Here is a 17714-nt window from a genome sequence, read left to right as displayed (position 1 = left end):
ACAGTCATCGATCGGTCATCCATGGCAATAGTCGCGGCCATCAGGCACGCGGCGCAGATGCCTTTGCCACCAGCACCGCTGCCTGCGCGGCGGCCAGCCTGGCGATCGGCACGCGATAGGGCGAGCACGACACATAGTCGAGGCCGACCTCCTCGCAGAAGCGGATCGAAGCGGGATCGCCGCCATGCTCGCCGCAAATGCCGAGCTTGATCCCGGGCCTGGTCGCCCTGCCCTTTTCGGCGGCCATGCGCACCAGTTCGCCGACGCCGTCTATGTCAAGCGACACGAACGGATCCTGCTCGATGATGCCTTTCTGGCGATAGGTCTCCAGGAACGAGGCGGCGTCGTCACGCGAGATGCCGAAGGTGGTCTGGGTCAGGTCGTTTGTGCCGAAGGAGAAGAATTCGGCCGCCTCGGCGATGACATGGGCGCGGATCGCGGCGCGCGGCAGTTCGATCATCGTGCCGGTGAGATAGTCGATCTTGATGCCGGTCTCTTCCATGACGCTCTTGGCGACGGCATCGATCCTCGCCTTGACGTAGTCAAGCTCCTTCACCAGGCCGACCAGCGGCACCATGATTTCGGGAACCACCAGCGCACCGGCCTTCTGGCCGGCCTCTACGGCGGCCTCGAAGATGGCGCGCGCCTGCATTTCGGCGATCTCGGGATAGGAGACGGCCAGGCGGCAACCGCGATGGCCGAGCATCGGATTGAACTCGTGCAGGGCTTCGGTGCGCTGCCTGAGCTTTTCCGGCGACACGTTCATGGCGGCGGCGACCTCGGCCACTTCGCCTTCCGTCTTGGGCAGGAATTCGTGCAGCGGCGGATCGAGCAGGCGGATGGTCACCGGCAGGCCGGCCATGATCTCGAACAGTTCGAGGAAATCCGAGCGCTGCATCGGCAGCAGCTTGGCAAGGGCGGCGCGCCGGTCGTTCTCGGTGTCGGCCAGGATCATCTCGCGCATGGCGACGATGCGGTCGCCGTCGAAGAACATGTGCTCGGTGCGGCAGAGACCGATGCCTTCGGCGCCGAAGGAGCGCGCCATGCGCGCATCGAGCGGGGTTTCGGCATTGGTGCGAACCTTCATGCGGCGCGCGGCGTCGGCCCATTCCATGATGGCGGCGAAATCGCCGGACAGTTCGGGCTGCAGCATCGGCACCGCGCCCTTCAGCACCTGGCCGTTGCCGCCGTCGATGGTGATGATGTCGCCCTTGCGGAAGGTCTGTCCCATCGCCATCAGCGTGCCGGTCTTGTAGTCGACGCGCAGCGAGCCGGCGCCGGACACGCAAGGTTTGCCCATGCCGCGTGCCACCACCGCGGCATGGCTAGTCATGCCGCCGCGCGTGGTCAGGATGCCTTCCGCCGCGTGCATGCCGTGGATGTCCTCGGGGCTGGTCTCGATGCGCACCAGGATCGCCTTGCGGCCTTGCGCCTTGGCGTCCTCGGCATCGCCTGAGGAAAAGACGATCTCGCCGGTGGCGGCGCCCGGCGAAGCCGGCAGGCCGATGCCGATCACGTCACGCGCGGCCTTCGGATCGATGGTCGGATGCAGCAGCTGGTCTAGCGAGGCGGGATCGATGCGGGCGACCGCCTCCTCCTTGGTGATCAGGCCATCCCTGGCCATCTCGACGGCGATCTTGAGCGCCGCCTTGGCGGTGCGCTTGCCGGAGCGGGTCTGCAGCATCCACAATTTGCCGCGCTCGATGGTGAATTCGAGATCCTGCATGTCGCGGTAGTGCTTTTCCAGGCTGTCGGAGATGGTGACGAAGGACTGGAAGGCGTCCGGCATCAGCTTCTGCAGCGACGGCTTGTCGGAGCCGGCGGCAATGCGGGCAGCTTCGGTGATGTTCTGCGGCGTGCGGATGCCGGCAACGACGTCCTCGCCCTGCGCATTGACCAGGAATTCGCCATAGAGCTGCTTTTCGCCGGTCGAGGGATTGCGGGTGAAGGCGACGCCAGTGGCCGAGCTATCGCCCATATTGCCGAACACCATGGCCTGGACGTTGACCGCCGTGCCCCAGCTTTCGGGTATGTCGTGCAGGCGCCGGTAGGTGATGGCGCGGTTGTTCATCCAGCTCGAAAACACCGCGCCGATCGCGCCCCACAGCTGCTCGTTCGGATCCTGCGGAAACGGCTTGCCGAGCTCCTCCTCCACCTTGGCCTTGTAGAGCGCGATCACGCCCTGCCATTCCAGCGCCGTCAGTTCGGTGTCGAGCTCGTGGCCGAGGCTCGCCTTCTGGTCCTCGAGGATCTCCTCGAACACGTCATGGTCGAGGCCCATGACGACGTCGGAATACATCTGGATAAAACGGCGGTAGCTGTCATAGGCGAAGCGTGCATCGCCGGAATCGGTGGCCAGCGCCTCGACCGTCTCGTCGTTGAGGCCGAGATTGAGCACGGTGTCCATCATGCCGGGCATCGAGGCGCGGGCGCCTGAACGCACTGAAACCAGGAGCAGCTTCGACGGGTCGCCGAAACGGCGCCCGGTCAGCCGGCCGATATGATCCAGCGCCACCGTGACATTTGGTTCCAGCTCAGCCGGATAGGTACGGCCGTTGGCGTAGTAGGCGTTGCAGACCTCGGTGGTGATGGTGAAGCCCGGCGGCACCGGCAGGCCGAGGCTGCACATCTCGGCCAGGTTGGCGCCCTTGCCGCCCAGAAGGTTGCGGTCGCCGACACGGCCTTCCGCGGCACCATCGCCGAAAGTGTAAACCCACTTGGTCATGCTCACCCTCCAGATGCCGGAGATTGGAAAGATCGGCGAAACCTGGACGATGGCCCAGGTTCCGACGCGTCTTAGATCGAGCGATATGATGCTGCACTGCGAAAGGCAAGGCATGGGCAAAGTCGGCCGGCGCCTACAATCGATTAAGAAAAACCCCTACAACCGATTAAAGCGAAGGCTGCGTCAAAAAGACTTGCGGCATCGGAGGTAACGGAATAGAACATAACAAGAACATTGTATGGAGTGGATCATGAAACTGACGGGAAAACTCGACTATCTGGAAATGCCGGCGACCGGAGGTACGCTGGATAGTGTGAAGGCTTTCTACAGCGCCGCCTTTTCCTGGTCGTTCACCGATTACGGGCCGACCTATTCGGCCTTTGCCGAAGGGCTCGACGGCGGTTTCCAGGCCGATGCCGGCGAAGCGCCGGCCAAGCCGCTGCCCGTGCTCTATTCCCAGCAGTTGGAAGAAACGATGGATGCGGTCGAAAATGCCGGCGGCACCATCATCAAGCCGATCTTCTCGTTCCCGGGCGGCCGGCGGTTCCATTTCATCGATCCGGCCGGTAACGAAATGGCGGTCTGGAGCGAGTAGACGCCGCTCCTGGCCGCGGCTGTGGACTGCGAAATCAGGTGGGCGACACCACCCTTCATTGCCATTGTGCTTTTTGGCTGCTCTGCTAATAACGCGCCGCACAAGCGACTCTGATGGCTATTGGGGCGTCGCCAAGTGGTAAGGCATCGGTTTTTGGTACCGACATTCCCAGGTTCGAATCCTGGCGCCCCAGCCAAACTGGATGCCCTGTAGAAAATCTCGTCTTGGTGGCCTCGCTTGACGCCGCCGCCACCGCCGATTCAGCAAGTAAGTCAAAAGGTTGCCTGAAGTTTGCGCGAACCTCACCGTGATTGCATTCGCACCCTACGGCTGGCGGAGAGCAGCGGTCGCGGGCCGGTCATGAGAAGCAGAAGATCAGGCATACGATGCCGTCATTTAACCCAAATCCTGTCCTACCAAATCGTGCGCTGCACTTGCGCGCGCTGTGCCTTGTGTTGACTTTGCGTCCTGCACGTGCCGAAAGATGCCCGATGGTCGGATACCCGATGATTCCCTGCGGAAAGGCTGCGCGCGCTGTCGTCGCGTGCATGTTCTTTCTGCTTGCCATCTGGCAGCCGGGACTGGCGGCCGCCGCCACAGCGGCTGCAAGCGAGAGTGTCGCGACAGCTGCAGCCGGCCACCGGCACGATGTCAGTGGCATGGATGATGATGCCGCGCAGCATTCCGCCGGAAGCGCGCACGAGCATAAGGGCGGCAGCGACCATCACCAGCCGGCCTCTGCAGATCTGTGCTGTGAGATGCATTGCGTCATGAGCCAGGCGATGCCGGCCTTATCGCCCCTGATCCATGCGCCCGAAGCCGGCGGATTCCGGTTCGACTTTACCCACGCCCTGCCTGACGGCCAGATTTCGTCCGTCATCAAACCGCCCCGAACCATCAGCTGACGAGTCCGCCCACAGGCGGAGTGTGCCCGGCGTTCCGGCTGTTGCCGCCGCCGCAGACCCATCGTTCCAGCTTCAGGTTCCCCAATGAACATTCCTGTATGCGCGGCGCTCGGCGCGTCGCTCGCCCTTGCGGGTTGCAATGCCGTGCCGCCCGAGGCCGCCCTCCCGGCCTTCAGTCCGGCTGATCCCGCCTTCGGCATCACAAATACTCACTATCATCCAGTCGTGAATTACGTTCATCGCGAGCCGACCGACCCACAGGATTGGCGCAGGCTCAACGACAATCTGTCTCCGGCCGGCAAGGGAGCGGGATCGTGAGGCTGCCTTTCCGCATTTTTTCAGCCTGCGCAGCGACGCTGCTCACGGCGGGCTGCGCCACCACTACCGGCTCGGTTGACATCAGCGACCCCCAATCGGGCTTCACCACGGTCGCCATGCGCAGTCGTGCAGCCACCGGCAAGACCCCCGTGTGGGTGCAGTCCAACGCGCAGGCTCAGGCCCTTGCCGAGCAGGTCGGCCGCCTTGTCAAGTCAGGGCCGGTCGGGCCTGACATGGCGGTTCAGGTCGCGCTTCTCAACAACAAGGGCCTGCAGGCCGCCTATGCCGATATCGGCCTGTCGGCGGCCGACGTCTGGCAGGAAAGCCTTCTCGTCAATCCGCGCGTGTCGGTCGGCATCATGACGCTCGACGCGGTGCGCACGGTGGAGGCCGCGGTTGTCAGCAATATTCTCGCGCTGATGACCCGCGTGAAGCGCGTCGCCGTCGCGGATGCCCGTTTCCGGCAGGCGCAGCTCCGCGCGGCCGAAGAGACCATGAGGCTGGCCGCCGATACGCGGCGGGCCTGGGTCAATGCGGTCGCCGCGCAGGAGACCGTCGGCTTGCTGGGACAGGCGCAGGTCTCGGCGGATGCGGCAGCGGAGCTCGCCCGCAAGCTGGGCGAAACAGGAGCTTTTTCCAAGACAGGGCAGGCGCGGGAGTTCGTGTTCAACGCAGAGCTCGCCGGGGAGGCGGCGCAGGCCCGGCTCGATGCGCGCCAGACGCGTGAGGAACTGACGCGGCTCATGGGCCTTTGGGGGCAGGATATCGCCTACAAGCTCCCAGTTCGTCTTCCGGGCCTGCCGAAGGGCGTTTATGGCAGGAGCGCGATCGAGCGCGAAGCGCTGCAGCAGCGTGTCGATCTTGAGATAGCGCGCCTGGAACTGGAAGCGCTCGCCCGTGAATACAAGCTGACAGAGGCCACCCGCTATCTGACCGACCTTGAGCTCCTGACAGGCGTTGAGGTGGAGCGCGAGGAGGAAGAAGACGGCGAGACGAAGAACGTCGCCACGCCCCGGATCGAGGTCGAGTTCGTCATTCCGGTCTTCGACACCGGCAAGCCGCGTATGCGCAAGGCAGAGCTTGCCTACATGCAGGCAGCAAACCGGCTCGCTGAAAAAGCCGTCAATGTGCGGTCGCAGGCCCGCTCTGCCTTTGATGCCTACCGCTCGACCTATGACATCGCCCGGCACTACCGGAACAGCGTCGTGCCCCTGCGCAAGAAAATCGAAGAGGAGTCGGTGCTCACCTATAACGGGATGATCACCAATACCTTCGAGCTGCTGGCCGATACGCGCGCGCGTATCGAGGCCAACATCCAGGCGCTGCGGGCCCGTCAGTCTTTCTGGATCGCCGACGTCAATCTCGGCACCGCCGTTCACGGCGGCGGCGCCGCCGCTTCATCAGAAACAGTAACCGCGTCCGCCGCCGACGGCGACGGCGCTGGACACTAACCAGAAGGACCATTCCCATGGTTACAAGACGACAATTGTTGGGCGGCGGCGCGCTGCTGGCCGGCGCCGCCGCCTGGACCAGGACTTCCGCCATGGGGCTGCCCGAAGCCGCCCTTATGGAATCGCCTGACATGCAGCCGCCGCTCTTCCCGAAGAGCGGGCCTGACTACCAGCCCGTCGTAACGCTGAATGGCTGGACACTGCCGCACCGGATGAACGGCAACGTCAAGGAGTTCCACCTTGTGGCGGAGCCCGTCGAGCGCGAGATGGCGCCCGGCATGATTGCCTATCTGTGGGGCTATAACGGCCAGTCGCCGGGACCCACTCTCGAGGCCGTCGAGGGTGACCGCGTGCGCATCTTCGTCACCAACAAGCTGCCCGAGCACACCACCGTCCACTGGCACGGCATGATCCTGCCGAGCGGCATGGACGGGGTGACCGGCCTTACCCAGCCCGGCATTCCGACCGGCAAAACCTTCGTCTACGAGTTCGATCTCGTGAAGAGCGGGACCTTCATGTACCACCCGCATGCCGACGAAATGACGCAGATGGCAATGGGGATGATGGGGTTTTTCGTCATCCACCCGAAAGACCCCGCCCTGCACCGCGTCGACCGCGATTTCGTTTTTTTGCTGAATGCCTACGACATCGACCCCGGCTCCTATGTGCCGCGCGTTATGGAGATGACCGACTTCAACATGTGGTGCTGGAACAGCCGTGTGTTTCCGGGCATCAGCCATCTTGTCGCGGCGAAGGGTGACCGCGTGAGGGTGCGGGTGGACAACCTCACCATGACCAACCACCCGATCCACATGCACGGCTACGACTTCGAAGTGACCTGCACAGACGGCGGGTGGGTGCGACCGGAGGCGCGCTGGCCGGAAGTGTCGATCGACATTCCTGTCGGCGCCATGCGCGCCTACGAGTTCGACGCCATCCATCCTGGCGACTGGGCGGTCCATTGCCACAAGTCGCATCACACGATGAACGCCATGGGGCACGACGTGCCGACGTTCATCGGCGTCGACAAGACCCAGCTCACCGAGAAGATCAAGCGTGTGCAGCCCGAGTACATGGCCATGGGCAATCGCGGCATGGCCGACATGGGCGAAATGGAAATGCCGCTCCCCGACAACACCATCCCGATGATGACGGGCTGGGGCCAGTTCGGCCCCATCGAGATGGGCGGCATGTTCTCGGTCGTCAAGGTCCGCGAGGGACTGTCAGCGACCGATTACGCAGACCCGGGATGGTACGAGCACCCCGCCGGCACCGTCGCCTGGGAATGGACGGGCGCACTCCCGGCGCCCGCTTCCGCCAAGGATGCAATGACCGTTGTCCCGCCCGCCGGCCATGCCGGGCACGGGACAAAGGGATGAATGAAAACCATGACCAAGAAAAACAGGAGAGACTGCATGAAACTGAAATCGGCCCTGTGCCTTCTGATGATAGCCGCTGCCACCCCCGCCCTTGCCGGCGGCACCGGCAACCACTCGCATGACGAACTCGCCATCGGCGCGCCGGGCAAGGCAGGCAAAGCCAAACGCACCGTCAACATCACCATGTCGGAGACGGCGGACGGCAAAATGATCTTCCAGCCCGCATCCTTCACCGCGAAGGAAGGGGAGACACTGCGCCTCAAGTTCTACAACAAGGGCGAAACCGACCACGAGTTCGTCATGGACAAGATGAAGGCCATCCTCGAGCACAAGGCCGTCATGGAGAAGTTCCCCGAGATGGAACATGACGATCCCAATGCGATCCGCCTTGCGCCGGGCAAGCGCGGGGAAATCGTCTGGACCTTCACCAAGGCCGGGACTTTTGCGTTCGGCTGCCTGATCCCGGGCCACTACGAGGCCGGCATGAAAGGCGACATCGAGGTCGCCACCAAGTAAAGGAGACACCCTATGAAAAAGACAGTTGTTACAATCGCCGCCCTGATGCTGGGCCTAGCGGGCCATGCGTTCGCCGCCGAATACACCAAAGGCGAAGTCACCAAGGTCGACGCCAAGCAGAAGAAAATCACGATCAAGCACGACCCGCTCGCAAACCTTGACATGCCGGCCATGACGATGGTGTTCGTCGTCGCCGACGACGCGATGCTCGAAAAGGTCAAGCCGGGACAGGCCATCGAGTTCGTGGCCGACCGCGTCAATGGGCGCATCACCGTCGTTGAAATAAAGTAGCATGAGGGCCGGAGGCCGACCTTGCGACCTCCGGCCGTCCCCAAGGAAGGTGGTTGCGATGAACAGACGAACCTTATTGCTGTTGCTGGCAACAGTCGCTACCGGCAGCGCCCGGGCTGCCACGAAGCCCGCCGTCGCCGTGCACAAAAATCCGTGGTGCGGCTGCTGCGGCGCGTGGGCCGCGGCGCTGCGACAGGCCGGCTACAAGATAACGCTGCATGACAGCGACGACCTTGCGCCGATGAAAAAGTCGTTGGGCATTCCGGACAAGCTGCAGGGCTGCCATACAGCTCTGATCGAGGGCTACTATGTGGAGGGCCATGTGCCACTTGATGCCATCGCGCGCCTGCTGAAGGAGCGGCCCGCGATCGCCGGTCTTGCGGTACCGGGTATGCCGAAAGGCTCGCTGGGCATGGGCAGCGATCCCGACGCCAGCTACGACGTGTTCGCAGTTAGCAAGGATGGAAGCGCCGTTATCTTCCAGCATGCCGGAAATTAGGAGTGCAGCACACGCCCTTGCCGGACCCGACTTGGCTCGTCCCAACGTCCTTCACAAGTGCCCGCAATTCGGGTGTGGCGCGAGGCAGAAAGCGAAAAGCTTCCAAGAACCCAGCCAAACCTGCCAACAAAAAATAAGATCGAATCCGGGCTGCTCGCCCGACCGCCTCAGCTCGCCTCGCGCATCGCCTCGGCGGCTTGCAGGTCGACCGAGACCAGCTGGCTGACGCCCTGCTCGGCCATGGTGACGCCGAACAGCCGGTCCATGCGCGCCATGGTGATCGGGTTATGGGTGATGATGACGAAGCGCGTCTCGGTGGTCTTGGCCATCTCGTCCATGAGATTGCAGAAGCGCTCGACATTGTGGTCGTCGAGCGGCGCGTCGACTTCGTCGAGCACGCAGATCGGCGCCGGATTGGTCAGGAACACGGCAAAGATCAGCGACATCGCCGTCAGCGCCTGCTCGCCGCCGGAGAGCAGCGTCATGGTCTGCGGCTTCTTGCCGGGCGGGCGGGCGAGGATCTCGAGCCCTGCCTCGAGCGGGTCTTCGGATTCGATCAGCTGCAGTTCGGCCGTGCCGCCGCCGAACAGATGCGAGAACAACCGCTGGAAATGGCCGTTGACCACCTCGAAGGCGGCGAGCAGCCGCTCGCGCCCCTCCCGGTTCAGGCCCTGGATCGCCTGCCTGAGCTTGCGGATCGCCTCGATGATGTCCTCGCGCTCGGAAACGATGGTTTCCAAGCGGTCAGACAGTTCCTTCTGCTCCTCCTCGGCGCGCAGATTGACGGCGCCGAGCCGTTCGCGTTCGATCTTCAGCCGGTCGAGCTGGCGCTCGATCTCGGCCATTTCGGGCATCGCGTCGTCGGCTTCCAGGCCGGTATGGCGGATGACCAGATGCGGCGGCGTGTTCAGCGTCTCCTGGATGCGCGCCTCGACCTCCAGCCGCCGCTCGTCGGCCGCCGTCAGTCGCTCCTCGGCGCGGACGCGGGATTCACGGGCTTCGGCCAGCGACTGGATCGCCGCCGTTGCAGCCTTATCGAGTTCGGCCTGCTTGTTTTCCGCTTCCTGCAGGCGATCGCCCGCCGCCTGGCGCAGCGACTCGGCTTCGGCCAGCTGTGACAGCAGCGCGCGCCGCTTGGCGTCGATCTCGTCGGGCGCGTCGGCCAGCCGCTCGCGCTCGGTCTCGGCTTCGGCCTTGCGCTCGCCAAGGGCGGCGATCTGGGTCGAGGCGTTCTCGGCCCGCTCCAGCCAGTTGCGGCGTTCGGCACCAATGGCTTCGAGGCGGCGCGTGCGCGCCTCGGCTTCCCGCCGCAACCCTTCATGGACGGCACGCGCATCGGCCAGCGTGGCACGGTCTTTTGCGACATTGGCCGAGGACTGTTCGAGCTGCAGTTGCAGGTCGCCAAGATCGGGCGCGCTCTGCAGCAGCATTTCCGCCTCGACGAAGGCGGCCGCCGTCTCTTCATGGCTGTCGACGACGCGGGCGCGGGCCTCGTCGAGGGCAGCGCGCCGGCTGACCAGTTCGCCGCCGGCCTTTTCAGCCTCGGCCAGCGCGTTACGGGCGGCGTCCAGCCCGTGCTGGGCATCGCGGCCGGCCTGGCGGGCGTTGCGCTCGGCCTCGCTCGCCTGGCGAAGCGCCTGCTCGGCCTGGGCGAGTGCTGCCTCGGCCTCGCGCAGGACAAGGGTCGCCTGGACCGCCTCGGCGTCGAGCTCGGCCAACCGGTTCTTCTGCGCCAGCCGCTGCGCGGCCGCGGTCGGCGCGTCGGCGCTGGCGGTCAGCCCGTCCCAGCGCCACAGCGCGCCTTCACGGCTGACCAGCCGCTGTCCCGGAGCCAACAGGGCCTGCAACCGCCGGCCGTCCGCGGCGTCGACAATGCCGATCTGCGCCAAGCGGCGGGCAAGCTGTGCCGGGGCACGAACCACGCTGGCAAGGCTCCTGATGCCTTCCGGCAGCGCGGCATCGCCGGGCTGGACCGCGCTTTCGCCCCAATGCACCGGAGCGCTGCGGTCGAGCGGGACATCGAGATCCTCGCCAAGCGCGGCACCCAGCGCTGTCTCATAGCCGCGCTCGACGCTGAGTTGTTCGAGAACGGAGGGGAAGAGATCGCCGCTCGCTGCGTTCAGGATCTTGGCCAGCGTGCGGGCTTCGGTCTCGATGCGCGCCAATTCGGCCTTGGCATCCTGAAGCGGCGGGCGGGCGGCACTTTCGGCCGCGCGTGCCTCGGCGACGGCCTGCTCGGCTGATAATGCGCTGGCCTCGGCCTCTTCCAGCAGCGCCTGGGCGTCCTCGACCAGAAGCCGCTTCTCGGCCGGATCGGGCAGGCCGGCGACCTTGGAAATAATCTCTGACAGTTCGCGGTCGACTTCGGCAAGCTGGCGGGCGAAGCGGTCGCGACGCTCGGCGGTCTCGCGCAAGGTGCGCTCGATCTGGTTGCGCGAGGCGGCGGCCTCGGCGCGTTCGGCGGTCAACGCGGCAAGCTTCGCTTCGCTCTGCGAGAGCGTGGCTGCCGCCTGCTCGAAGGCGCCGCGCGTGGTGGCCTCGCGCTCGGCTGCGCCGGCATTTTCGGAATTGAGCGTGGCCTCCTCCGTGCGAAGACGCTCGAGGATATCGGCGTTGTCGCGCACCATCCGCTCCTCGCGGGCGATGTCGCCGTCAAGCTGCTGCAGCCGGCGCTCGAGTTCGGCCTGGCGGGCACGGATGCGGCCCGCTTCCTCCTCGATCTGCGTCTTGGCGATCGACAGGCGCTGGAAGGCGGCGGCGGCGGCGGCCTCCGCGTCGCGCAAATCCGGCAGCCGGTGGGCGCCGATGCCTTGTTCCCTGGCGGCCGCCATCTGAGCGGCGGCACGGTCGCCGACCAGCGTCGTGGCAACCGCCAGCGCCGAACGCGCCTCGCCTTCCTGGGTCTTGGCGAGCGTCCAGCGCAGATGCAGCAGCGTCGCCTCGGCCTTGCGGATGTCGGCCGACAGGTTCTTGAAGCGCGAGGCCTGGCGCGCCTGGCGCTTCAGGCTTTCGATCTGGCTTTCCAACTCGCCGACGACGTCGTCCAGCCGTTCCAGGTTCTGCTCGGCCGCCTTCAGCCTAAGCTCGGCCTCGTGGCGGCGCGTATGCAGGCCGGAAATGCCTGCCGCCTCTTCCAGCAGGGCGCGGCGCGCCTGGGGCTTGGCCTGGATCAGTTCGCCGATGCGGCCCTGCCCGACCATCGAAGGCGAGCGCGCGCCGGTCGACTGGTCGGCAAACAGAAGCTGCACGTCCTTGGCGCGCGCTTCCTTGCCGTTGATGCGATAGAGCGAGCCGGCCTCGCGCTCGATGCGGCGCGACACCTGCAGCTCATCGGCATCATTGAAGGCCGAAGGCGCGCTGCGGTCGCTGTTGTCGAGGAAAAGCGTGACTTCGGCGGTGTTGCGGGCCGGACGTGTTCCCGAGCCGGAAAAGATCACGTCGTCCATGCCCGACGCGCGCATGTTCTTGTAGGAGCTCTCGCCCATCACCCAGCGCAGCGCCTCGACAAGGTTCGACTTGCCACAGCCGTTCGGCCCGACAATGCCGGTCAAGCCGCGTTCGATGACGAACTCGCCGGGTTCGACGAAGGATTTGAAACCGAGGAGGCGAAGGCGCGAAAACTTCATTCGCGCCGCCCCATAAGCGGATTAGGCAAAGGTGTTTCGCGGTTGATCCCGCGGCAAGGCATAGGCGAGCGCACGCCGAAGCGCAGCCGCTTCGGCGCTGCCTGGACGTCAGAGCAGAGGGTCGAGGATGGCCGACATTTCCTCAATCGACATCGCCCCTTTGTAGGTCTTTCCATTAATGAAGAAGGTCGGCGTCGAGTCGACCTTGAATTCATCGGCGCCGCGCTTCTGGACCGCTCTCACATCGTCCAGAAGTTTCTGGTCCGTCAAGCAGGCCTCGAAGGACTCCTGTGTAAAACCGGCGAGCTTCGAGATTTGCAGCAATGCGTCTTTGGTGTTGTTGACGCCAACCCAGTTGGCCTGTTGCTTGAACAGCACGTCCACCATCGGGAAATAGTTGTCCTTGGCGCAGCGCGCCAGCATGAAACCGGCCTCGGCACTCGGATCGAACGGAAATTCGCGCAGGATGTAGCGGGCCTTGCCGGTGTCGATGTATTTCGTCTTCAACTCAGGGAAGGTCGTCTCGTTGAAATGCGCGCAATGCGGGCAGGTCATCGAGGCGTATTCGACGATGGTAACCTTGGCGTCGTCCTTGCCGAGCTGCTTGTCGGGCAACGCGCCGGGCTTCAAAAGTTCGGCCATGTCGACCGTGCCCTGCGCTTCCGGCACCTTGACGGCGGCCGGCGTGGCTGGTGTCGCAGGGGTGGCGGGAGCGGCAGGCTTCACATTCGCCGCCTTGGCCTCCTCGTCCGAGTCACTGCAAGCGGCAAGCAGAACCACAGCCGGAACGGCGGCCAGCGAAGACAAGAGGTTTCTGCGAGACAAGCTTTGGCCAAACGGGGAACGGATCATGCGAATCACCTGACAATGTTGGATTTTGCAATGCAAAGGCTAGAAAAGGCGAGAGTTGGCGCGAATTAAGGCATCGCCGTCCCCATTCCAATCGCCAAAGACTATATGCATGATCACGAATGCGCGAGATAGATGACGCGTTCATGACCCGCGCGGTTTCCTTTCGCCAAGAATGGTGGCACCGAGCCGCTCCAGCGAGGCGCGCAAGCCATCGTCCTCGATCTTGCCGACCGTATCGGACAATTTGGCCTTCTCGGCTGATGTCAGCGGCCTGAGAGCCGGTTTCGGCCGGGCTTTCTCGGCCAGCACCGGCTTCTGCAGGATCTTGATGCGGCCGATGGCATTGAATCCAAGGAAAGCATTGACGCGGTTGATGATCTCGCCGGCCTCGTGCTGCAAATGCAGCGCGGCCATGCCCTCGCAGGCGATGACCAGCACCGCCGGCTCGAATGGATCGTCCTCATGCAGGCGGCGCGGCCACTGGATCTTCTCGGGGCGCGAACGGCCGGCAAGCCGGGGTCCGGCGATCTCCTCCCATGACTGGACCAGCCCAATCGAGATGCCGGCGCGCTTGCGCAGCACCGGATCAAGGATCTCGGTCGCGAGATCGCTCACCGGAACGGGATTGCCGAAGGGCCTTTTCCCTGCCATGTGCGTTCTCCAGTCACCACCCTAACCCAGCCAGGTGCAGTTCCGATCAATGGCACCGCTCGCCCAGCCTCGCAAGACCGCATCCGGGGAGAGCGGCAAGGCCGCCTCCGGGGAGAGCGGCAGGTCCGCCTCCAAGGACAGCAGCAAAGCTGCGTCGGGAGATAGCAGCAAAGCTGGATCTGGTGGGATCGCGCCGCACCTGCTTGCCTGGTACGACGCGCATCACCGCGAATTGCCGTGGCGCATTGCGCCGCGCGCGCTGGCGTCAGGTACAAAACCCAATCCCTACCGCGTCTGGCTGTCCGAGGTCATGCTGCAGCAGACCACGGTCGAGGCGGTCAAAGCCTATTTTCGCGCTTTCGTCGAGAAATGGCCTGATGTCGAGGCGCTGGCCGCCGCGTCGACAGAAGACGTGATGAAGGCGTGGGCCGGTCTCGGCTACTATTCACGGGCACGCAATCTCAAGGCCTGCGCCGATCTCGTTGCGCGCCGAGGCGGCAGCTTTCCGGACAGCGAAGCTAGCCTCAGGGAACTGCCGGGGATCGGCGCCTACACGGCGGCGGCGATCGCGGCGATCGCCTTCGACCGGCCGGCGGCCGTCGTCGACGGCAATGTCGAGCGTGTCGTCTCCCGGCTGTTTTCGATCGCCACGCCGCTCAGCGAGGCCAAGCCCGAGATCCGCGCGCTTGTCGAGCGCATGGTTCCGGACAAAAGACCGGGCGACTTCGCCCAGGCGATGATGGATCTGGGCGCGACGATCTGTACGCCGCGCCGGCCGAACTGCATGCTGTGCCCGCTGCGGGCGGATTGCAGCGCCATTCTTTCAGGCGATCCCGAACGCTTCCCGGTTCGCTTGCCGAAGGCGGAAAAACCCTTGCGGCGCGGGGCGGCCTTCGTGGCCGTGCGTGGCGATGGCGCCATCCTGTTGCGCAAGCGCCCGGACAAGGGCTTGCTCGGCGGCATGACCGAGGTTCCCACCACGAATTGGACGGCGCGCGTCGACGGCGCGACTACGGCGGCCGCGGCGCCGTTTGCCGCCGACTGGCGGCGTGCCGGGCAGATCGCGCATGTTTTCACCCATTTCGCGCTCGACCTCGACGTCTTTCAAGCGCAGGTGAGCGGCGACACCCCAGCCGGCCATTTCTGGTCGCTGCCATCGGACATTTCAGGCGAGGCGTTGCCGACTGTCATGAAAAAGGCAATCGAGGCTGCGATACCCGGCGCGACGAAAAAACCGTCGCCACATACCGCAAAGAGGCCTGCATGACTGAAATCCGCCACATCGTTTTCGACATTGGCAGAGTGCTGATCCATTACGATCCTAATATCCCGTTCAGCCGCCTGATCCCGGATGCCGAAGAGAGAAAGTGGTTTTTCGACAATGTCTGCACCAGTGACTGGAACATCGAGCAGGACCGTGGCCGGACCTGGGAAGAGGCGGAGGCGCTGCTGATCGCCGAACACCCCGATCATGCTGAAAATATTCGCAGTTTCCGCCGCCACTGGCACGACATGGTGCCGCATGCTTATGACGACAGCGTCGCCATCATGGAGAAGCTGATCGATACTGGCCATGACGTGACCATGCTGACCAATTTCGCCACCGACACGCTTGCCGAAGCCCGGCAGCGCTTCGATTTTCTGAACCGTCCGCGCGGCGTGACCGTGTCGGGCGATATCCGCCAGATCAAGCCCGACCGCGCCATCTACGACCATCACATCGCCGCATTCGGCCTCCAGCCCGAAGCGACGCTGTTCATCGACGACAGCCAGAAGAATGTCGACGGCGCCAAGGCTGCCGGCTGGCAAGCGGTGCTGTTCACCGACGCCGAAACGCTCAAGGCGGACCTCGAGCGTCTTGGGATCAAGCTGAGCTGAATCAGGCCCCTGCCCGCTCCATGCCGAGGCGGGCAATGCGGCGCAATTCGTCGATCGGGGTGAGGCCGCCGCTGCGCTCATAGTGCCAGAAGGTCCAGCCGTTGCAGGCGTCCAGACCCTGCACCTCGGCGCCGATCTTGTGGATCGAGCCGGCGCTGTCGCCGATCGCCACGGTGCCGTCGGCGCGCACCTTGGCCGCCCAGCGCTTCTTGGCGTCGTAAAGCGTGGCGCCGGGCAGCATAAGACCGGTGTCGATGAGGCTGACAAAGGCAACGCGCGGCTCGGCGCGCTTGCCGGTAAGCACGGTGAGATCCTCGCCGTCCAGCGGCCGGACGGCATCGATGCGCTCGTTGGCGGCATCGATATAGGCCTGCTCGCGCTCGATGCCGACGAAGTGGCGGCCGAGGCGTTTTGCCACCGCGCCGGTGGTGCCGGAGCCGAAGAAGGGATCGAGCACGATGTCGCCCGGTTTGGTCGAGGCCATCATGATGCGGGCCAGCAGTGCTTCCGGCTTCTGCGTCGGGTGCAATTTGTCGCCGTTCTCGTTCTTCAGCCGCTCGCCGCCGGTGCAGATCGGAAACAGCCAGTCGGAGCGCATCTGGATGTCGTCGTTGGATGCCTTCAGCGCTTCGTAGTTGAAGGTGTAGCCTTTGCCCTTCTGGTCGCGCGAGGCCCAGATCATCGTCTCATGCGCATTCTGGAAGCGGCGGCCGCGGAAGTTCGGCATCGGGTTGGTCTTGCGCCAGACGACGTCGTTGAGGATCCAGAAGCCGAGATCCTGCATCCGGGCGCCGACCCTGAAGATGTTGTGGTAGGAGCCGATGACCCAGATGGTGCCGTTCGGCTTCAAGACGCGGCGCGCCGCCAGCAGCCAGGCGCGGGTGAAGGCGTCGTAGGCTTCGAAGCTCTCGAACTGGTCCCAATCGTCGTCGACGGCGTCGACCTTGGACTGGTCGGGCCGGTGCAGGTCGCCGTCGAGCTGAAGGTTGTAGGGCGGATCGGCGAAGATGACGTCGATTGATTTTTCAGGCAGCCGGTCGAGTGCCGCGACGCAATCGCCCTTCAGGATCGTGTCCAGCCATTCGGATTGCTGGGGAGCGTGGGAAAGCTCGTCGAGAAGACGCACGGCTGACATTGTTACACCCAAGGCACGCGTTACTGTTTTACTCTCCGTTATGGTTACCGATCAGCGTAAATATTCGGTGAAGGGCGGAACCGGTTCGGCCGCCCGGGCCCGGTTAATTTGCGAAGCCCGGCCTGTTGGTGTATGCCGCGCCGCCTGAGCCCAGTCGGGCCGCCCACCATCCTTCCCTTGTTCGGATTGCCATGCCCCAGCCAGACCTTGTCATATTCGATTGCGACGGCGTGCTCGTCGATTCAGAAATCATCGCCGCGCGCATCGAAGCCGAGCTTTTGACCTTGGCCGGCTATGAGATATCGCCGGAGGAACTGGCCGAGACCTATGCCGGGCTGACCTTCAAGGACATCATGATGCGGGTCGAGGAGAAGTCCGCCATCCCGTTCCAGGTCTCGCTGATCGACCGCGCCGAAGAGCTGGTCGACCGCAAATTGCGCAGCGACGTGCGCGCCATCGACGGCGTGCGCGAAGCGGTCGCGGCGGTGACCGTGCCGCGCTGCATCTGCTCCAACTCACGCTCCGAGCGGATCGAGTTCATGCTGGAGAAAGTGCATCTGCTGCCGTTCTTCGCCGGCCGCATCTTCTCGGCGATGGAAACACCGACCGGCAAAACCAAACCGGCCCCGGACGTGTTCCTGCTTGCCGCCGAAAAGCTCAACGCGAAGCCGGAAAACACCTTCGTCATCGAGGATTCCGTGCACGGCGTCGCCGGCGCCAGGGCGGCCGGCATGCGCGTCATCGGCTTCACCGGCGCCGGGCACAGCTATCCCGGCCATGCCGACGCGCTGACCGAGGCCGGCGCGGAAACCGTCATTCGCCGCTGGGCGGAGCTGAAAAGCGTGATCGCCGCTTTGTCTGAGTGGTCCGCGGACGCCTGAAAGGCAATCCGC

Annotated in this window: 16 protein-coding genes and 1 tRNA gene; 12 read left to right on the top strand and 5 right to left on the bottom strand. The window is 64.5% G+C overall.

What is annotated here, in order from left to right; genetic code table 11:
* Nucleotides 1-40: 40 nt before the first annotated feature.
* Complete coding sequence (gene ppdK, locus A6B35_RS12040) at nucleotides 41-2725, bottom strand: pyruvate, phosphate dikinase (RefSeq protein ID WP_006206306.1); 2685 nt, start codon at nucleotides 2723-2725, stop codon at nucleotides 41-43.
* 250 nt (nucleotides 2726-2975) lie between these two features.
* Here ppdK and A6B35_RS12035 point away from each other — a divergent pair, with 250 nt between their 5' ends.
* The 9 genes from A6B35_RS12035 to A6B35_RS12000 all read left to right on the top strand — a co-directional run bounded on the left by A6B35_RS12035 (nucleotide 2976) and on the right by A6B35_RS12000 (nucleotide 8679).
* Nucleotides 2976-3320, top strand: coding sequence for a VOC family protein (locus tag A6B35_RS12035; protein WP_006206308.1), 345 nt, complete (start codon nucleotides 2976-2978; stop codon nucleotides 3318-3320).
* A 121-nt stretch (nucleotides 3321-3441) separates the two neighbouring features.
* Nucleotides 3442-3516: transfer RNA gene (locus A6B35_RS12030), tRNA-Gln, on the top strand.
* Nucleotides 3517-3811: 295 nt separating this feature from the next.
* Nucleotides 3812-4225 carry a hypothetical protein gene (locus A6B35_RS12025; protein WP_006206309.1) on the top strand — a complete coding sequence of 138 codons (414 nt, stop codon included), beginning with the start codon at nucleotides 3812-3814 and terminating at the stop codon, nucleotides 4223-4225.
* Between the two features lie 84 nt (nucleotides 4226-4309).
* Nucleotides 4310-4543, top strand: coding sequence for a hypothetical protein (locus A6B35_RS34375; protein WP_006206310.1), 234 nt, complete (start codon nucleotides 4310-4312; stop codon nucleotides 4541-4543).
* Nucleotides 4537-5994, top strand: a complete 1458-nt coding sequence (locus A6B35_RS12020; protein ID WP_040584192.1) for a TolC family protein — start codon at nucleotides 4537-4539, stop codon at nucleotides 5992-5994. Before A6B35_RS34375 ends, A6B35_RS12020 begins: the two co-directional genes overlap by 7 nt.
* 17 nt (nucleotides 5995-6011) lie before the next feature.
* On the top strand, nucleotides 6012-7373 hold the full coding sequence (locus A6B35_RS12015; RefSeq protein WP_040584176.1) for a multicopper oxidase family protein: 1362 nt from the start codon (nucleotides 6012-6014) through the stop codon (nucleotides 7371-7373).
* Nucleotides 7374-7409: 36 nt separating this feature from the next.
* Nucleotides 7410-7889 carry a cupredoxin domain-containing protein gene (locus A6B35_RS12010; RefSeq protein ID WP_040584177.1) on the top strand — a complete coding sequence of 160 codons (480 nt, stop codon included), beginning with the start codon at nucleotides 7410-7412 and terminating at the stop codon, nucleotides 7887-7889.
* Nucleotides 7890-7901: 12 nt separating this feature from the next.
* Nucleotides 7902-8180 (top strand): copper-binding protein, encoded by a 279-nt coding sequence (locus A6B35_RS12005; RefSeq protein WP_006206314.1) that lies wholly within the window; start codon nucleotides 7902-7904, stop codon nucleotides 8178-8180.
* A 58-nt stretch (nucleotides 8181-8238) separates the two neighbouring features.
* Nucleotides 8239-8679 carry a DUF411 domain-containing protein gene (locus A6B35_RS12000; RefSeq protein WP_040584179.1) on the top strand — a complete coding sequence of 147 codons (441 nt, stop codon included), beginning with the start codon at nucleotides 8239-8241 and terminating at the stop codon, nucleotides 8677-8679.
* A gap of 167 nt (nucleotides 8680-8846) precedes the next feature.
* On the opposite strand, the gene smc is transcribed toward A6B35_RS12000, so the two are convergent.
* The 3 genes from smc to A6B35_RS11985 all read right to left on the bottom strand — a co-directional run bounded on the left by smc (nucleotide 8847) and on the right by A6B35_RS11985 (nucleotide 13808).
* A complete protein-coding gene (gene smc, locus A6B35_RS11995) occupies nucleotides 8847-12305 on the bottom strand; it encodes a chromosome segregation protein SMC (RefSeq protein ID WP_006206316.1) in 3459 nt (1152 codons plus the stop codon).
* Between the two features lie 108 nt (nucleotides 12306-12413).
* Nucleotides 12414-13157 (bottom strand): DsbA family protein, encoded by a 744-nt coding sequence (locus A6B35_RS11990; RefSeq protein WP_040584180.1) that lies wholly within the window; start codon nucleotides 13155-13157, stop codon nucleotides 12414-12416.
* A gap of 141 nt (nucleotides 13158-13298) precedes the next feature.
* Nucleotides 13299-13808, bottom strand: a complete 510-nt coding sequence (locus A6B35_RS11985; RefSeq protein ID WP_006206318.1) for a DUF721 domain-containing protein — start codon at nucleotides 13806-13808, stop codon at nucleotides 13299-13301.
* A gap of 49 nt (nucleotides 13809-13857) precedes the next feature.
* Between A6B35_RS11985 and mutY the strand changes: the two genes are divergently transcribed.
* Both mutY and A6B35_RS11975 read left to right on the top strand, forming a co-directional pair.
* Nucleotides 13858-15075: an A/G-specific adenine glycosylase gene (gene mutY, locus A6B35_RS11980; RefSeq protein ID WP_006206319.1), complete on the top strand. Its 1218-nt coding sequence runs from the start codon at nucleotides 13858-13860 to the stop codon at nucleotides 15073-15075.
* Nucleotides 15072-15686 carry an HAD family hydrolase gene (locus A6B35_RS11975; RefSeq protein ID WP_006206320.1) on the top strand — a complete coding sequence of 205 codons (615 nt, stop codon included), beginning with the start codon at nucleotides 15072-15074 and terminating at the stop codon, nucleotides 15684-15686. Before mutY ends, A6B35_RS11975 begins: the two co-directional genes overlap by 4 nt.
* Before the next feature lies 1 nt (nucleotide 15687).
* Here A6B35_RS11975 and A6B35_RS11970 read toward each other — a convergent pair whose 3' ends face one another.
* The gene (locus tag A6B35_RS11970; protein ID WP_006206321.1) at nucleotides 15688-16821 is read right to left on the bottom strand and encodes a site-specific DNA-methyltransferase; all 1134 of its coding nucleotides are present in this window, start codon (nucleotides 16819-16821) and stop codon (nucleotides 15688-15690) included.
* Between the two features lie 191 nt (nucleotides 16822-17012).
* On the opposite strand from A6B35_RS11970, the gene A6B35_RS11965 reads away from it, so the two are divergent.
* The gene (locus A6B35_RS11965) at nucleotides 17013-17702 is read left to right on the top strand and encodes an HAD family hydrolase (protein ID WP_006206322.1); all 690 of its coding nucleotides are present in this window, start codon (nucleotides 17013-17015) and stop codon (nucleotides 17700-17702) included.
* Nucleotides 17703-17714: the final 12 nt, after the last annotated feature.

The organism is Mesorhizobium amorphae CCNWGS0123, assembly GCF_001686985.1.
GTDB classification, from domain to species: Bacteria; Pseudomonadota; Alphaproteobacteria; order Rhizobiales; family Rhizobiaceae; genus Mesorhizobium; species Mesorhizobium amorphae.
The sequence above is the reverse complement of the archived record's forward strand: the minus strand, read 5'-3'. Positions and strand labels throughout refer to the sequence as shown.

Coding starts and splice junctions, on each gene's coding strand:
- ppdK (WP_006206306.1), bottom strand. CDS start 2,725: ATGACCAAGTGGGTTTACACTTTCGGCGATGGTGCCGCGGAAGGCCGT.
- A6B35_RS12035 (WP_006206308.1), top strand. CDS start 2,976: ATGAAACTGACGGGAAAACTCGACTATCTGGAAATGCCGGCGACCGGA.
- A6B35_RS12025 (WP_006206309.1), top strand. CDS start 3,812: ATGGTCGGATACCCGATGATTCCCTGCGGAAAGGCTGCGCGCGCTGTC.
- A6B35_RS34375 (WP_006206310.1), top strand. CDS start 4,310: ATGAACATTCCTGTATGCGCGGCGCTCGGCGCGTCGCTCGCCCTTGCG.
- A6B35_RS12015 (WP_040584176.1), top strand. CDS start 6,012: ATGGTTACAAGACGACAATTGTTGGGCGGCGGCGCGCTGCTGGCCGGC.
- A6B35_RS12010 (WP_040584177.1), top strand. CDS start 7,410: ATGAAACTGAAATCGGCCCTGTGCCTTCTGATGATAGCCGCTGCCACC.
- A6B35_RS12005 (WP_006206314.1), top strand. CDS start 7,902: ATGAAAAAGACAGTTGTTACAATCGCCGCCCTGATGCTGGGCCTAGCG.
- A6B35_RS12000 (WP_040584179.1), top strand. CDS start 8,239: ATGAACAGACGAACCTTATTGCTGTTGCTGGCAACAGTCGCTACCGGC.
- smc (WP_006206316.1), bottom strand. CDS start 12,305: ATGAAGTTTTCGCGCCTTCGCCTCCTCGGTTTCAAATCCTTCGTCGAA.
- A6B35_RS11990 (WP_040584180.1), bottom strand. CDS start 13,157: ATGATCCGTTCCCCGTTTGGCCAAAGCTTGTCTCGCAGAAACCTCTTG.
- A6B35_RS11985 (WP_006206318.1), bottom strand. CDS start 13,808: ATGGCAGGGAAAAGGCCCTTCGGCAATCCCGTTCCGGTGAGCGATCTC.
- mutY (WP_006206319.1), top strand. CDS start 13,858: ATGGCACCGCTCGCCCAGCCTCGCAAGACCGCATCCGGGGAGAGCGGC.
- A6B35_RS11975 (WP_006206320.1), top strand. CDS start 15,072: ATGACTGAAATCCGCCACATCGTTTTCGACATTGGCAGAGTGCTGATC.
- A6B35_RS11970 (WP_006206321.1), bottom strand. CDS start 16,821: ATGTCAGCCGTGCGTCTTCTCGACGAGCTTTCCCACGCTCCCCAGCAA.
- A6B35_RS11965 (WP_006206322.1), top strand. CDS start 17,013: ATGCCCCAGCCAGACCTTGTCATATTCGATTGCGACGGCGTGCTCGTC.